The organism is Bordetella genomosp. 12 (genome assembly GCF_002261355.1).
Lineage (GTDB): Bacteria > Pseudomonadota > Gammaproteobacteria > Burkholderiales > Burkholderiaceae_B > Bordetella.
Genome location: NZ_NEVU01000001.1, coordinates 736,267 through 751,026, shown reverse-complemented (window position 1 = coordinate 751,026; position 14,760 = coordinate 736,267). Strand labels below are relative to the sequence as shown.

Sequence of the window (14,760 nt, the reverse complement as noted above, 5' to 3'; positions counted from 1 at the left end):
TTATTTGATGATACCCTTCAAAAGTCCCTGCTCATACATAGAGATTTCCGCATGAAGATCCTCGAACCCATCCTGGCCTGGCGCGAAGAGATCGCCGCCCTGCGACGTGATATCCATGCCCACCCCGAACTCGCGTTCGAGGAGTTTCGCACCGCCGATCTGGTGGCGCAGCGCCTGCAGGAATGGGGCATCGAGGTCGACCGCGGCCTGGGCGGCACGGGCGTGGTCGGCATCATCAAGGGCAAGCAGGCCGGCCCGCGCGCGGTCGGTTTGCGCGCCGACCTGGACGCCCTGCCCATGCAGGAGATCAACACCTTCGCGCACGCCAGCCAGCACGCGGGCAAGATGCACGCCTGCGGCCATGACGGCCATACCGCCATGCTGCTGGGCGCGGCGCGCTATCTGTCGCAACACCGCGATTTTGCCGGTACGGTGTATGTGATCTTCCAACCGGCCGAAGAAGGCGGCGGCGGCGCCAAGCGCATGGTCGATGACGGTCTGTTCACGCGCTTTCCGATGGATGCGGTGTTCGGCATGCACAATTGGCCCGGCATGCGCGCCGGCCAGTTCGGCGTCACGCCCGGCCCCATCATGGCCTCGTCCAACGAGTTCATCATCCGCATCACCGGCAAGGGCACGCATGCCGGCATGCCGCACCTGGGCGTGGATCCGGTCATGACCGCGGTGCAACTGGCGCAAAGCCTGCAAACCATCATCACCCGCAACCGCGCGCCGCTCGAGGCCGCGGTGCTGTCCATTACGCAGATCCACACCGGCAGCGCCGACAACGTCGTGCCCAACGACGCCGTCATGCGCGGCACCGTGCGCACTTTCACGCACGAAACGCTGGATCTGATCGAGCGCCGCATGGAAGAAATCTCGCGCCACACCTGCGCGGCCATGAACTGCGATCTGGAGTTCGAGTTCACGCGCAACTATCCGCCGACCATCAACCACGTCGCGGAAACGGCGTTCGCGGTGGGCGTCATGCGCGACATCGTCGGCGCCGACAATGTGTTCGACCAGGTCACGCCCACCATGGGCGCGGAGGATTTCGCCTTCATGCTCCAGGCCAAGCCCGGCTGCTATGTCTGGATCGGCAACGGCAGCGGCGACCACCGCGACGCCGGCCACGGCGCCGGCCCCTGCATGCTGCATAACGGCAGCTACGACTTCAACGATGAGCTTATCCCGCTGGGCGCCACCTACTGGAGCCAGTTGGCGCTGAAGTGGCTGGCGCAACCCGCCTGATGCCGCCTCAGGCCGCTGCCTGACAGGCGGCCAGAAAGCGGCGTGCCGCGCGCGAGCAGGCCTGCGCGTGCGGCACCAGAATGCTCAAGGTGCGGGTCAGCGCCTGCGGCGCCAGGCGCAAGGCAGCCAGGCTGCCGTCTTCATGGCGCATGGACATCACCGACACGAAACCCGCGCCCAGCCCTGCGCGCACCGCCTGCTTGACGCCTTCCACGCCGGCCAGCTCCAGCCCGGCAACCACCGGCAGCGCGGCCTGCTCGAAAGCCTGCTCCACCAGGCGCCGCACGCCCGAGCCCGGTTCGCGCATGACCAGCGGCAACGCCGCCAGCTCGGCCAGGCTCACCGTGCCCTGGCGCGCCAGCGCATGGTCCGCGCGCACGATCGCCACGACCTCATCGCGCCGCCAGGCATGGACCTCGGTGTCGGCCGGCAGCCCCGCCGGCACCTCGCCCTCGATGAACGCCAGATCCAGCGTAGGCAGGCGCTCGACGATCTGCCGCGTGTTGCCATCCGACAGATGCAGACTGATGGCCGGAAACTCCGCGCGGAACTGCGCCACCAGGGCGGGCAAGAGATAGCTCGCAGGGGTGGTGCTGCCGCCCAGGCGCAGCGAACCGGTCTCCAGCCCGCGCCAGGCATCCCGCATGGCGCGTGCCTGGCCATAGACCTGGCGTAACTGCCGCGCATGACCGGCCAGCCGCTCGCCGGCCTCGGTCAGGGCGATGCCGTGGCCGCTGCGCCGGTAAAGCGGCTCGCCAAACCACTCCTGCAACATGCGCAACTGCCCCGACAGGGCAGGTTGCGACAGATGCAGTTGCTGCGCGGCGCGGCTGATGTTGCCCGCATCGGCCACGCAGGCAAAGCTCAGAAGCTGTTCGGGTGTCATGGCAAACCATCGGAAATTCTTATATTACATATAGAAAATAAAGATTTTTCAGATAGTTCGCAAGCGCTTAATATTTCTTCCAGTTATTTAGTTATCCCTGATCCATGACTACCGCAGCCCTACCCACCCCCACTCCCTGGCGCGACAAACTCAACGGCGTGCTCTTTGTCGCCCTGATGGCCGGCGCCGTCGTCCAACTGGCCGACATCCCGGCCATCAAGCAACTCGGCTTCTCGCCCCTGGTCGTGGGCATTGTCTGTGGCATGCTCTACGGCAACTTTCTGCGCGGCACCATGCCCGCCGACTGGGGGGTGGGCGTCAATTTCACCGCGCGCCGCCTGCTGCGCATTGCGGTGGCCTTCTACGGGCTGAACATCAGCATCCAGCAGATCATGGCGGTCGGCCTGCCGGGTCTGGTCGTCTCAGTGGCGGTGGTCGTGGGCACCCTGGTGATCGGCACCTTAGTCGGCCAGCGGCTGCTGGGGCTGGATCGCGATACCGCCATGCTGACCTCGGCAGGCAGCGCGATCTGCGGCGCGGCCGCCGTGCTGGCCTTCGAGCCCACGCTGCGCGCCGCCCCCCACAAGAGCGCCGTGGCCGTGGCCACCGTGGTGCTGTTCGGCACGCTGTCGATGTTTCTCTACCCGGTCGCCTACCACGCGGGCTGGCTCGATCTCGATACCCAGGCCCTGGGCATCTACATCGGCGGCACGATCCATGAAGTGGCCCAGGTCGTCGGCGCGGCCAGCAATATCGACCCGGCCACGACCGAAGTCGCCACCATCGTGAAAATGACCCGCGTGGCCCTGCTGGTGCCGGTGCTGCTGGTTCTGGGCATGTGGTTGCGCGGCGGGCGCGGCAACACCGATGCGCAAGGCGGCGGCCGCCTGCCCGTGCCCTGGTTCGCGGTGGGCTTTCTGGTGCTGGCCATCATCAACTCGCTGAATATCCTGCCGGCCGAAGCCATCACCGCGATCCGCCGCCTGGACATCTTCGTGCTCACCATGGCCATGACGGCCCTGGGCATCGAAACCCGCTTCGCCCAGATCCGCAAAGCCGGCCCGCGCGTCATGGCGCTGGGTTTCATTCTGTATATCTGGTTGCTGTTCGGCGGCTACGCCATCGTCAAACTGGCCGTCTGAACGCGCGCCCGGGCGGCGGCCAGCACGCCCGGGTCACGTTTTTCCTGCATAATCGGTCGGTTCGCCATCAGGAGCCGGCCATGACGACCAAACCTCAGTTCACCACCCTGCCCGCCGGCCGAGAGCCCGTATTGCGCGTCATGCCGATGCCGGCCGACGCCAACATCCACGGGGATGTCTTTGGCGGCTGGATCATGTCTCAAGTCGACATCGCGGGTTCCATCCCGGCCGCGCGCCGCGCCGCCGGCCGTGTGGCCACCGTCGCGGTCAATGCGTTTCAGTTCAAAAAACCGGTCTTCGTCGGTGATTTGCTCAGCTTCTACGCCGAAGTCGTCAAAACGGGCAGCACCTCCGTGACCGTCGAGGTCGAGGTCTACGCTCAGCGGCAGCGCCTGGACGCCGAGATCGTCAAAGTCACCGACGCCACGCTTACCTACGTCGCCACCGACGAAGCCCGACGTAGCCGCCCGCTGCCCACTCTCTGAGCCCGATTCGCATGACGCAGTCCGCCGCCGCGCAAAAGCCTCCCGCGACGCCTCGCCGCCTGGATCCCGAAGACGCCCAGCACGCCCTGGAAGAAGTCCAGGAATGCCTGCGGCGCCAGCAGCTCGTCTCTGACCTGGTGCATCGCCAGGAACAGGGCGACCGCAAGGCAGACCTGGTCGAAGACCTCGTCCACCGCCAGCAGCAGGCAGAACTGCAGACGTTGATCAACCGCCTGCATCCGGCCGATATCGCCTTCATCCTCGAGTCGCTGCCCAAGGACGAGCGCCAGCAGGTCTGGCATCTGGTCAGCCCCGAGCACGACGCCGACGTGCTGCTGGAAGTCGAGGACTGGGTCCGTGAGTCGCTGATCGAGGCGATGGACCGCCAGGATCTCGTGGCCGCCACCGGCAATATGGATGCCGATGAGCTGGCCGATCTGGCGCCCGACCTGCCGCCCGATGTGGTGGCCGAAGTCCAGAAAGGCCTCACCGAGGAAGAGCGCGCGCAACTGCTGGAGGCAATGGGCTATCCCGAGGATAGCGTCGGCGCCATCATGGACTTCGAAATGGTCCGGGTGCGCGAGGACGTCTCGCTCGAAGTGGTGCTGCGCTATTTGCGCCGCCTGCACGAACTGCCCGACCACACCGACCAGATCTTCGTGGTCGATCGCCAGGACAAGCTGCAAGGCGTATTGCCGATCGCGGTGTTGCTGGTCAGCGAACCCGACATCGAGGTGCGTTCGGTCATGAACACCGACTATCTCACGCTCGGCCCGCTGGACTCCGACGCCGATGCGGCCGGCGCCTTCGAACGCTATGACCTGGTGTCCGCCCCCGTCACCGACGACCAGGGCCGGCTGATCGGCCGCGTCACCATCGCCGATGTGGTCGATGTGATGCGCGAAGACTCCCAGGAACAGGCCCTCTCGCGCGCCGGTCTGCAGGAAGAAGACATCTTCGCGCCGGTGTCCATGGCCCTGCGCAACCGCGCGCCCTGGCTGCTGTTCAATCTCTGTACGGCGGCCACGGCGTCCTTCGTGGCGTCACGCTTCGAGGGCACGGTTAGCCATATCGTGATCCTGGCCTTTCTGATGTCCATCGTCGCCGGCATCGGCGGCAACTCGGGCAACCAGACCATGACCATGATCATCCGCGCCCTGGCGGTTGGCCGGATCACGGGCCGCAACATCTGGCAGTTGGTCAAACGCGAAATGCTGGTGACCTTGCTGGTGGGGCTGTGCGGCAGCGTGGTCGCCGCCGCTTTCGCCTGGGCCATCTCCGGCTCGCTGTCCATCGCGCTGGTCATGATGGCGGCCATGATCTGCAACATGCTGGTTGGCGCCGGCGTGGGCGTGCTCGTGCCCATGGTGCGCGCCCGCTTCGGCAAAGACCCGGCCATCGGCTCTTCCGTGCTGCTGACCTTCGCGACCGACTCGCTGGGTTTCTTTATTTTCCTCGGTTTGGCAACCATCTTTTTGCTGTAAAAACGCGACAGGAGAAACGGCGTAATCGGTGTACATTGGCTGCAGCAATTTTGTCATCTGTTTGGTGTACTGCCGCCGTGTCAACCGTGTTTCGCCGCTCTCTGGCCGGGCTTGCGCTCTGCCTGCCTGCCCTCTCCCACGCCTGTGAAAGCCTGCCCTCCTGGGCGCAATCCGCCTGTCAACGCCTGGACCAGATCTGGACCGAGGGCGGCGACGACCTTTATGTCTCGGGTTACGCCTGGCACAACCGCTCGATGTACAGCGCCTCCAAGATCCGGTCCTTCAACGAGAAGGCCTGGGGCGGCGGCTGGGGCCGCAGCATCTACGACGAAGATGGCGACTGGCAAGGCCTGTACGCGATGGCGTTTCTGGACTCGCACCGCAAGGTCGAACCCATCGCGGGCTATGGTTTTCTCAAGATAGGCAAGGTGAGCGAAAACTTCCGCCTGGGCGCCGGCTACACCGTCTTCATGACGGCCCGGCACGACATCATGAGCTACGTGCCCTTTCCGGGCATCCTGCCGCTGGTGGGCGCCGGCTATAAAGACGCCATGCTCTATGCCACCTACATCCCCGGCGGCAAAGGCAACGGCAACGTGCTGTTCGTCTTCGGGCGCTGGCACTTCTGAGCGCCGGCGGGCTCAGCCCGCCGCCTGCACCAGCTTGCGCACCAAGGCGCCCAGGCGCCCATCATCGATGCCGCTTTCGCGCAGCGCCTGCTCGGTCTGCACGACGTAGTCCAGGCAACGGCCGGATTGGCCCACGGCGCGCCGCACCGAATCCAGCAATTGGTCATCGGATAAGTCGCGCGCGTAATCGCCGCAACGCCGGTTGAGCAGAAACACCAGCCCGCGCACCGCCTGCCCGTCGGTCTCGCAACTCAGCCAACGCGGCACATAAGCGCCGCGCCGCATCTCGCGCGCCCACAGCATCTGGAACGTGTCGGGCACCTCGGCGGCCGCGATGCGATAGGCCACGCCCCGGCAACAGCCGCCGCGATCCAGACCGAAGACCAGGCCCGGCAGATCCGGCGACCCCCGGTGGTCGTGTGACCACAGGCAAAGCGAGCGGTGGTAGCCCCGGACGGTGGCCAGACGGCGTTCGAGCCAGTTGAAGTTCGGCCGCCAGATGAGCGATCCGTAGGCAAATACCCAAAGGTCGTCGGTGCGATTCCAGCCGAGCAGCAGATCGTCGACGGAAGCAGGTTCGGCGCAAAGGGCCGAGGACGGAAACATCATGGCGGGAAGTGCGTGACGGCGGCAGCCGATTCAGGATGGGAGATATGCTAAGCCGGCACCCGCGCAAATGCATTGCCACCTGCGCCGGCAGCAAGCCACTGAAATAAAAATCTCATCCGCGCTAGCTGCCCTGGCTGAAAAAAATTTCTCCATGCCCGGCTTACATGCCCGGCAAGGGCAGCTCCGTCGTGCTTTTGATGACTTCCATCGAGAAACTGGCGCTGACATCCAGCAAATCCACGGCCTCGATCAGGCGGCGGTAAAAGCGATCGTAGGCCGCCATGTCTTCGACCACGACCTTCAGCAGGTAATCGATGTCGCCGGCCATGCGATGAAACTCCACCACATTGGGCAAGGCCATCACCGCGCTGATGAGCGCGTGCGTCCATTTTGCATTGTGCTGGCTGGTCTTGATGGTGACGAACACCGTGAGGTTCAGGCCCAGCGCGGCGGGGTCGAGCAAAATGGCGTTGCGGGCGATGACGCCATCGTCCTTGAGCTTCTGGATGCGCCGCCAGCAAGGCGTGACCGACAGATTCACCTGCTCGGCGATTTCCGCCACCGACCGGGTGGCATCCTGCTGCAGCAGGCTCAGTATTTTGATATCGGTCTGGTCCACGGCGCTTTTCCCCAATGCCTTTGCCGTCCGGTGTGCGGGCATCCTGGCCCGCCCCGGCGGCGGCACCAATCTTGCCTGTTCCCCAGGGCCGCGTCCACCGCTGCGCACGCGGGCGGGCGCGCAGACCCGGAAAGTTTTTCTAAAAACCCCTCGGGCCGGGCCGCAATTGGCAAAACCATACTCCGCCAAGCTCCCTAGGATAGAGGCCATGTTGTCTTCCCTGCCCGCTCCCATGCCTCAGACCGCCACCGCTTCGCCGCTGGGCGATCTCTGCCGTCTCGTCGACCAGGCCGCACAAAAAGCGGCCGCCAACCTGCTGGCCGAACTGGCCGAAGGGGTCGCGGCAGCCGAGGACATGCTGGCCTATCTGCCCGCCGCGCTGCGCCAGGGGCGGGCGGACAACTACACCCGCCATGTCGCCTACGCCGATCCGCAAGGCCGCTACACCATCGCCTATCTGATCTGGCGGCAAGGCCAGTTCAGCCCCGTGCATGGGCACAAAACCTGGTGCACGTACCGGGTGCTGCAAGGCCAGTTGCACGAACGGCACTTCCGCTGGGATGCCGACAGCGGGCTGGCCCGACCCACGGGCGGCAAGGACCGCCGCCCGGGCGAGATCGTCACCGCCATGCCCGGGCTGCAGCAAATCCATCAACTGGGCAACGCGCAGCCACAGACCGCCATCTCGCTGCACATCTATGGCGTGCCGCAAGCGGATATCGCCACCGGCGTCAATCTCACCGTCCCGCCGGCCGCAGGCCCGCTGGCGGCCTGACGCTCACGCTCGGCGTCAGTTTTCCAGGCTGATCTTGCTGGACTTGATAAACGAATCCCAGCGCTTGAACTCGTTTTGGACGTAGGCGTCCAGCGCCGGGCCGTCAGACCCCACCACTTCGAATCCAGCCTCTTCCAGCTTGCGCCGCACCTCGGCATCCTTGAGCACTGTCTGAAACGCCGTGGTCAGCTTGTTGACGACCGGATCGGGCGTGGCGGCCGGGGCGAACATGCCGCTCCAGGAGTAGGCCACCAAGCCCGGAAAACCCGACTCGCTCAGGGTGGGCACATCGGGCAGATCCGGCAGACGCTTCTCACCCGCCACGGCCAGCGGCTTGATCTTGCCGGCCTGAATCTGGCCGCGCAGGGCGGCAAAGCTCAGCCAGGTCATATCCGCCTGCCCGCCCACCACGGCCTGCACCGCGGGACCGGCGCCGCTGTAAGGCACATGCAGCAGATCGACCTTGGAGCGCTGCTTGAGCTCTTCGGGCGCCAGATGGTTCAGCGAGCCCACGCCCGTGGAGGCGTAATTGAACTTGTTGCCAGGCTCTTTGCCGGCCGCGGCCAGAAACTCCGCCAGATTCTTGCCCGGCACCTTGGGGTTGGCGCCGATCACCAGCGGGAAACGCACCGTCTGGCTGATGCCTTTGAAGTCCTTGAAGGTGTCGTACGGCAGGTTGTTCCGGACGGCGGGATTGATGGCGTGGTTGTCGAAGCTCACCAGCAGCGTGTTGCCATCCGGCTCGGCGCGCGCCACGAAGGCCGAGGCGATCTGGCTGGCCGCCCCCACCCGGTTTTCCACCACCACGGGCCGCCCGCCCAGTTCCTGCGACAGGCGCGGCTGCATGATGCGAGCCAGAATATCCGTGCTGCCCCCCGGCGGATAAGGCACGACGAGCACCAAAGGCCTTTCCGGGGCAGCCTGCGCGGAGCCGCCCACCAGGGCCACGACGGCACATAGGCCGCTCATTATTTGCCTGAGCTTCATCATTTTTCCTTCAAACTGATCAAGAGGCTTGCGCCCCCGATGCCTACCCGGCCGCCCACAGCGTCCGAGCTCGGACTAGAGCTAAGATGGTAAAGCCAACAACGGCTCAGGAGACCCTATGCCCATTTCGATTTATCAAGCTTCGGTTCCCGTTTTCGTACGCGGCCTGTCCACACTGGCCACGCTGCTGGACAAGGCCGACGCGCATGCCCAGGCTCAAGGCCTGGACCCCGCCACCCTGGTGCAGGCCAGGCTGGCCGAGGACATGTACCCGCTGGCCGGGCAAATACAGCGCGCCAGCGACACCTCGAAGTTCGCCGTCCAGCGCCTGAGCGGCGTGGCCGCACCGGCTTTCCCCGACACCGAAACCACGCTCGATGAGCTGCGCAACCGCCTTGCCCAGACCATCAGCTACATCAAAAGTGTCGCGCCCGAGAAATTCGACGGCGCCGAAAGCCGCAGCATCAGCATCAAGCTGGGCACCCTGCAGCCCAGCTTCAATGGCTCGTCGTATCTGTTCACCTTTGCGCTGCCCAATTTCTACTTCCATCTCGTCACGGCTTACGACCTGCTGCGCCATGCCGGCGTCAAGATCGGCAAACTGGACTATCTCGGACCTTACCCCGGCGCGTAAAACCCATGCCGTGGCGCGCGCGCAAATGACAACCCCCGCCGCCGGATCGCAACCGGTAAGCGGGGGCGGGGTGGATGGCGCGGACAGGCCGCGCCAGGCCAGCGTTCAGATCGGCGTGGCCAACACCCGCTGCGAACCATCGCGGTAGGCCAGCGTCAGCGCGCGGATCACGGGCGCCGCCACGCTGTCGTCATCGGCCACGTGAATCCGCAGATTGGCCAGCACCACGTCCCAGCCCTCATCCGCGGCCTGGACCTCGGCGTCGGCCACCAGCGCCAGCCGCCAGGCGACCATCTGCGCATCGGCCGCGTGCACATCGATGCGCACCAGGCTGCATGCCCCGTTGGGATGATCCATGAATTCAGGCGCCCAGACGCACTCCGGCGTCAGGTGCCGGCAAAAATACATGCGCAGGCCCGCAATGGGCTGGTCGGCGAATCGCACGGTATGAAACCGCGCCGGCAGCTCGCGGCCGCCCACGTGGGCCGTGCGGGTCAGCTCCTGGACGGGATTGACCGAAAACCCCGCCTCCACCAGGCGCTCATACGTCGCATGGGCGTCATCGCTGCGAAACACCAGCGCTTCCAGCCCCAGCGGCGAATCGGCGATTTCCTTGCGCGCCGGCGGCGCGCCGGGCGGCCAGCCCAGCAACTCGATATAGCTGTCGTCCAGAACGATGAGCTGGTTGCACGACCCCAGGTTGTGCACCGCCTTGTCGCTCAGCCGAAAACCCTGGCCCTCATACTGGGGCGCGAGCGCTTCGAGGCGATCGCGCACCATGATGACGGCGTGGTCGAACTCCGTGCGGCCAGGGTCGTTCAGCATATCAAGTCAGTTTGCCGTGGCACTGCTTGTACTTCTTGCCGCTGCCGCAAGGGCAAGGATCGTTGCGGCCGACCTTGGGCAGGACGTTGCGCGTCGGCTCCTGGCCTTCCGGCTGAGCGTCGGCGGCCAGCGCCTCGTCATAGTCGGAATGGTGATACTGCACATTCTGCACATGCGGCTGCGCGGCTTCGGCTTCGGCCTGCTCAACCTGCTCGGTCGACTGCACGCGCACCGTCATGAGCACGCGCACGACGTCGTCACGGATGCGGTCCAGCATGCCCGAGAAGAGCTCGAAGGCCTCGCGCTTGTATTCCTGCTTGGGGTTCTTCTGGGCGTAGCCGCGCAGATGGATCCCCTGGCGCAGGTAATCGAGCGCCGACAAATGCTCGCGCCAGTGCGTATCGATCGACTGCAGCATGATGGAGCGCTCGAACTGCCCCCAGGACTCCGCGCCCACCAGATCGGCCTTGCCGCGATAGACCTCACGGCCAGCCTGCAACACACGCTCGAGCAGTTCTTCGTCGGTCAGGTTGGGCTCGGCTTCCACCATGTCGGCCAGCGGCAACTGCAGCTGCCAGTCACCGGCCAGCGCCGTTTGCAGGCCGGCGATATCCCATTGCTCCTCGACCGACTCGGCCGGCACGAAAGAGCGGAACACTTCCGTCATGGCCGCGTCGCGCAGGCTCTCGATGGAGTCGCTGATGGAGCCGGCTTCGAGCACGTCATTACGCTGGGCGTAAATCACCTTGCGCTGATCGTTGGCGACGTCATCGTATTCGAGCAGTTGCTTGCGGATGTCGAAGTTGCGGCCTTCGACCTTGCGCTGCGCCGTCTCGATGGAGCGGGTCACCATGCCGGCTTCGATGGGCTCGCCTTCGGGCAGCTTGAGCCGCTCCATGATGGCGCGCACCCGATCGCCCGCGAAGATGCGCATGAGCGAATCTTCCAGCGACAGATAAAAGCGCGAAGAGCCCGGATCACCCTGGCGGCCGGCACGGCCGCGCAACTGGTTATCGATACGGCGCGACTCGTGGCGCTCGGTGCCTATGATGCGCAGGCCGCCGGCGGCCTTGACCTGCTCGTTCAGCGGCTTCCAGCCCTGGCGCACGGCTTCGACGCGGGCAGTCTTGTCGGCCTCGCTGAGGCTGTCGTCGGCGCGGATCAGATCGATCTGCTTGTCGACGCTGCCGCCCAGCACGATGTCGGTGCCCCGGCCAGCCATGTTGGTGGCGATGGTGATGTGGCCCGGCTTGCCGGCCTCGGCGACGATCTCGGCTTCCCGCGCGTGCTGCTTGGCATTGAGCACCTCGTGCGGCAGCTTGGCCTGCTTGAGCAGGCCGGACAGCAGCTCGGAGTTCTCGATGCTGGTGGTGCCCACCAGCACGGGCTGGCCGCGCTCGTGGCAGTCGCGGATGTCGTTGAGGATCGCGTTGTACTTCTCTTGATGGGTCTTGAAGACCTGATCGTTCTGATCCTTGCGCTTCATGGGCTTATTGGTCGGGATGATGACCGTTTCCAGGGAGTAGATCTCCTGGAATTCATAAGCCTCGGTGTCCGCCGTCCCCGTCATGCCGGAGAGTTTCTCGTACATGCGGAAGTAGTTCTGGAAGGTGATGGAAGCCAGCGTCTGGTTCTCGTGCTGGATTTTCACGCCTTCCTTGGCTTCGACCGCCTGATGCAGGCCATCGGACCAGCGGCGGCCCACCATGAGCCGGCCGGTGAACTCGTCAACGATGACGACTTCGCCGTCCTGGATCACGTACTGTTGATCGCGGAAGAACAGCGTGTGCGCGCGCAAGGCCACCATCAGGTGGTGCATGAGCGCGATGTGGCGCGGGTCATAGAGCGACTCGCCATCGGGCAGCAAGCCGACGCGCGACAGAATTTTCTCGGCGCTCTCATGGCCGGATTCCGACAGGTAAACCTGCTGGCTCTTCTCGTCGACCCAGTAATCGCCTTCGGGTTCGGGCTCGTGCGGCTTGGGCTCGCCGGCCATGCGCTTGAGCAGCGGCGGCACGGCGTTCATGCGCACGTAGAGCTCGGTGTGGTCTTCTGCCTGGCCGGAGATGATGAGCGGCGTGCGCGCCTCGTCGATCAGGATGGAGTCCACCTCGTCGACGATGGCGTAGTTCAGCGCGCGCTGACGCCGGTCCTCGACGCGATACTCCATGTTGTCGCGCAGATAGTCGAAGCCGAATTCATTGTTCGTGCCGTAGGTGATATCGGCACGGTAAGCGGCGATCTTCTCGTCGTTGGGCTGCTGCGGCACGACCACGCCCGTGGACATGCCCAGGAAGCGGTACAGACGGCCCATCCAGTCGGCATCCCGGCGCGCCAGGTAGTCGTTGACCGTCACCACGTGCACGCCCTTGCCGGCGATGGCATTGAGGTAGACGGGCAGCGTGGCCATGAGGGTCTTGCCCTCGCCCGTGCGCATTTCGGCGATCTTGCCGCTGTGCAGGGCGATACCGCCGAGCAACTGGACGTCGAAGTGGCGCATGCCAAACACGCGCTTGCCCGCTTCGCGCACGACGGCAAAAGCCTCGGGCAACAAGTCATCCAGGGAGCTGCCCTTGGCGTGGCGGTCACGGAATTCCTGCGTCTTGGCCTGCAGCGCCTCGTCAGAGAGGGCGGCGATCTGTGGCTCAAGATTGTTGATCTGAACGACCAACTTGCGGTACTGCTTGAGCAGCCGGTCGTTGCGGCTGCCGATGAGTTTTTTGAGCAGAGAAACCATGCGTGTCGTGGACGGCCACGGCGCGCGCCATCCGCAAGCTACGCGGCGGCCACGCCCATGCCGATATTTGTCTGTGTCTGGTTAAGCGGGATCCCCGCTAGGAAACAATCCAGTTTAACGCACTGGAGCGCAATAATCCGCCGCGAGCGCGGCGCACCGCATCAGGGGGCGGCGGGAGTGGCCGCGCCCTTGGCCTGCTGGGCCTGGGCCACGACGGGGGCAACCGTGTTCTGGGAGCCCAGAAACAGGCGCGGGTCCAGCGGCTGGCCAGCCAGCCGCACTTCAAAGTGCAGATGCGGGCCGGTGGAGCGGCCCGACGATCCCACGCGGGCCACTTCCTGGCCGCGCTCGACGACGTCGCCGGCCTTGACCAGGATGCGCGAGGCGTGCGCGTAACGGGTAATCAGGCCGTTGCCATGATCGATTTCGACCATATTGCCGTAGCCGGGCTGGTTCTTGGCCAGCAGCACCACGCCGCCGGAGGCCGCCAGAATCGGCGTGCCGGGCGGCGCGGAGAAATCCAGCCCTTCGTGCATGGCATAGCGCCCCGTCACCGGGTTGCGCCGCCAGCCATAGGAAGAGCTCAAATAGGGATAATCGCGAATGGGCATGGCCGTCGGCACGCGGGCCTGCTCAGCCGAATGGCTGGTCAGGGCGGCGTCGAGCAGCTTGAGGTTGTCGGCCTGCTCGGCCAGCCGCGCCTGCATGTCATCGAGCTGCCGGCCCAGGGCCTCGGCCGACTCGGGCGTCGGCGGCTGGCGGTCGGTGAACAGATCGTCCATCACATGCGTGGCCTCGTCCAGCGGCGCCGGCGGGGTGGCGGCCTCGGCCCCGGTGTACTGCAGGCCGGCGATCTCGGCCACGCGGCGGCCCAAACCGTCTATGCTGACGAGCTTGGCCTGCAACATGCCCACCTTGGAGGCCAGCATGTTGACGTTTTCGCGCATGAAATCGGCATCGCGATTGGCTTGCGAGCGTGCATACGACGGCCAATCCACCGTATAGGGTGAAGCCGTCGCGCCGAACAGCAAGCGCTGCATGCCCGCCCCGAACATGGCCGCTGCGACCAGCGCCAGTCCCATGAGCAAGGCCAGACGCCCACCGCCGACGGTGAAATGCCGGTCCTGCCCTGCCCGGGCATGCATAATCACTACCTTCAAGGTTGCATCCTACTAATATTGAACGGCATGAATAGACCACCTTCATCCCGCTCGCGTTCCTCGACCAGCAAGCCCGGCGATCGCACCGCTCTGGGCTGGCTGGGTCATGATATGCGTGGCGCCGGCGTGCTGGCGACGGCGCGGACACACTTGCAGATCCAGCAGGCAGTGGCTGCGGTGCTGCCCCCTGCCTTGGGTGCGGTCTGCGTGGTTGCCAAGCTGGAAAACCAGCGTCTGCAACTCGCGGTGCCTGGGCCGGCGCATGCGGCCAAATTGCGGCAGATGGCCCCGCGCATTGCACAGGCGCTATCCTCGCAAGGCTGGAACCTTAACGAAATTAGCGTCCGCATTCAAGCCGGCATGCCACGGCCCGGACAACGGGCACCCCGTCCCCCAAAAGAGGCGGTGCCGCTGGGCGATACCGCACTCAAGGCCTTCGAAGACCTGCAACAGCAGCTCACACCCGGGCCTCTGGCTGACGCGGTCACGCGTCTGCTGCGCCATCATAAACCCAAGGGCTGATCCGCCCCCGCAGCA

At 65.2% G+C, this 14,760-nt stretch carries 15 protein-coding genes; 8 read left to right on the top strand and 7 right to left on the bottom strand.

What is annotated here, in order from left to right; translation table 11 throughout:
• The first annotated feature begins 51 nt into the window (after positions 1–51).
• Complete coding sequence (locus CAL22_RS03605) at positions 52–1,251, top strand: M20 aminoacylase family protein (RefSeq protein WP_094810417.1); 1,200 nt, start codon at positions 52–54, stop codon at positions 1,249–1,251.
• Between the two features lie 7 nt (positions 1,252–1,258).
• On the opposite strand, the gene CAL22_RS03600 is transcribed toward CAL22_RS03605, so the two are convergent.
• Positions 1,259–2,137: a LysR family transcriptional regulator gene (locus CAL22_RS03600; RefSeq protein ID WP_094810415.1), complete on the bottom strand. Its 879-nt coding sequence runs from the start codon at positions 2,135–2,137 to the stop codon at positions 1,259–1,261.
• Between the two features lie 104 nt (positions 2,138–2,241).
• On the opposite strand from CAL22_RS03600, the gene CAL22_RS03595 reads away from it, so the two are divergent.
• From CAL22_RS03595 to pagP, 4 genes are all read left to right on the top strand, one after another.
• Positions 2,242–3,279, top strand: a complete 1,038-nt coding sequence (locus CAL22_RS03595) for a YeiH family protein (protein WP_094810413.1) — start codon at positions 2,242–2,244, stop codon at positions 3,277–3,279.
• Between the two features lie 80 nt (positions 3,280–3,359).
• Positions 3,360–3,764: an acyl-CoA thioesterase gene (locus CAL22_RS03590; RefSeq protein ID WP_094810411.1), complete on the top strand. Its 405-nt coding sequence runs from the start codon at positions 3,360–3,362 to the stop codon at positions 3,762–3,764.
• Between the two features lie 11 nt (positions 3,765–3,775).
• Complete coding sequence (gene mgtE / locus CAL22_RS03585; protein ID WP_094810409.1) at positions 3,776–5,248, top strand: magnesium transporter; 1,473 nt, start codon at positions 3,776–3,778, stop codon at positions 5,246–5,248.
• A 77-nt stretch (positions 5,249–5,325) separates the two neighbouring features.
• Positions 5,326–5,877, top strand: a complete 552-nt coding sequence (pagP, locus tag CAL22_RS03580) for a lipid IV(A) palmitoyltransferase PagP (RefSeq protein ID WP_094810407.1) — start codon at positions 5,326–5,328, stop codon at positions 5,875–5,877.
• 12 nt (positions 5,878–5,889) lie between these two features.
• Here pagP and CAL22_RS03575 read toward each other — a convergent pair whose 3' ends face one another.
• The gene (locus CAL22_RS03575) at positions 5,890–6,486 is read right to left on the bottom strand and encodes a gamma-glutamylcyclotransferase (protein WP_094810405.1); all 597 of its coding nucleotides are present in this window, start codon (positions 6,484–6,486) and stop codon (positions 5,890–5,892) included.
• A 160-nt stretch (positions 6,487–6,646) separates the two neighbouring features.
• Entirely contained in the window at positions 6,647–7,147 is a 501-nt protein-coding gene (locus tag CAL22_RS03570) for an Lrp/AsnC family transcriptional regulator (RefSeq protein ID WP_094810403.1), read from the bottom strand.
• A gap of 166 nt (positions 7,148–7,313) precedes the next feature.
• Between CAL22_RS03570 and CAL22_RS03565 the strand changes: the two genes are divergently transcribed.
• Positions 7,314–7,880, top strand: a complete 567-nt coding sequence (locus tag CAL22_RS03565) for a cysteine dioxygenase family protein (RefSeq protein WP_244193771.1) — start codon at positions 7,314–7,316, stop codon at positions 7,878–7,880.
• Between the two features lie 15 nt (positions 7,881–7,895).
• Here the strand turns inward: CAL22_RS03565 and CAL22_RS03560 are convergent, their stop codons facing one another.
• Positions 7,896–8,867: a tripartite tricarboxylate transporter substrate binding protein gene (locus CAL22_RS03560; protein WP_094810401.1), complete on the bottom strand. Its 972-nt coding sequence runs from the start codon at positions 8,865–8,867 to the stop codon at positions 7,896–7,898.
• 118 nt (positions 8,868–8,985) lie between these two features.
• Here CAL22_RS03560 and CAL22_RS03555 point away from each other — a divergent pair, with 118 nt between their 5' ends.
• The gene (locus CAL22_RS03555) at positions 8,986–9,501 is read left to right on the top strand and encodes a DUF1993 domain-containing protein (RefSeq protein ID WP_094810399.1); all 516 of its coding nucleotides are present in this window, start codon (positions 8,986–8,988) and stop codon (positions 9,499–9,501) included.
• A gap of 105 nt (positions 9,502–9,606) precedes the next feature.
• Here CAL22_RS03555 and CAL22_RS03550 read toward each other — a convergent pair whose 3' ends face one another.
• The 3 genes from CAL22_RS03550 to CAL22_RS03540 form a co-directional block, all read right to left on the bottom strand.
• On the bottom strand, positions 9,607–10,326 hold the full coding sequence (locus CAL22_RS03550; RefSeq protein WP_094810397.1) for a VOC family protein: 720 nt from the start codon (positions 10,324–10,326) through the stop codon (positions 9,607–9,609).
• Between the two features lies 1 nt (position 10,327).
• Positions 10,328–13,063 (bottom strand): preprotein translocase subunit SecA, encoded by a 2,736-nt coding sequence (gene secA, locus CAL22_RS03545; protein ID WP_094810395.1) that lies wholly within the window; start codon positions 13,061–13,063, stop codon positions 10,328–10,330.
• Between the two features lie 161 nt (positions 13,064–13,224).
• Entirely contained in the window at positions 13,225–14,208 is a 984-nt protein-coding gene (locus CAL22_RS03540) for a M23 family metallopeptidase (protein ID WP_094810393.1), read from the bottom strand.
• 126 nt (positions 14,209–14,334) lie between these two features.
• On the opposite strand from CAL22_RS03540, the gene CAL22_RS03535 reads away from it, so the two are divergent.
• Complete coding sequence (locus tag CAL22_RS03535; RefSeq protein WP_208621893.1) at positions 14,335–14,745, top strand: flagellar hook-length control protein FliK; 411 nt, start codon at positions 14,335–14,337, stop codon at positions 14,743–14,745.
• Positions 14,746–14,760: the final 15 nt, after the last annotated feature.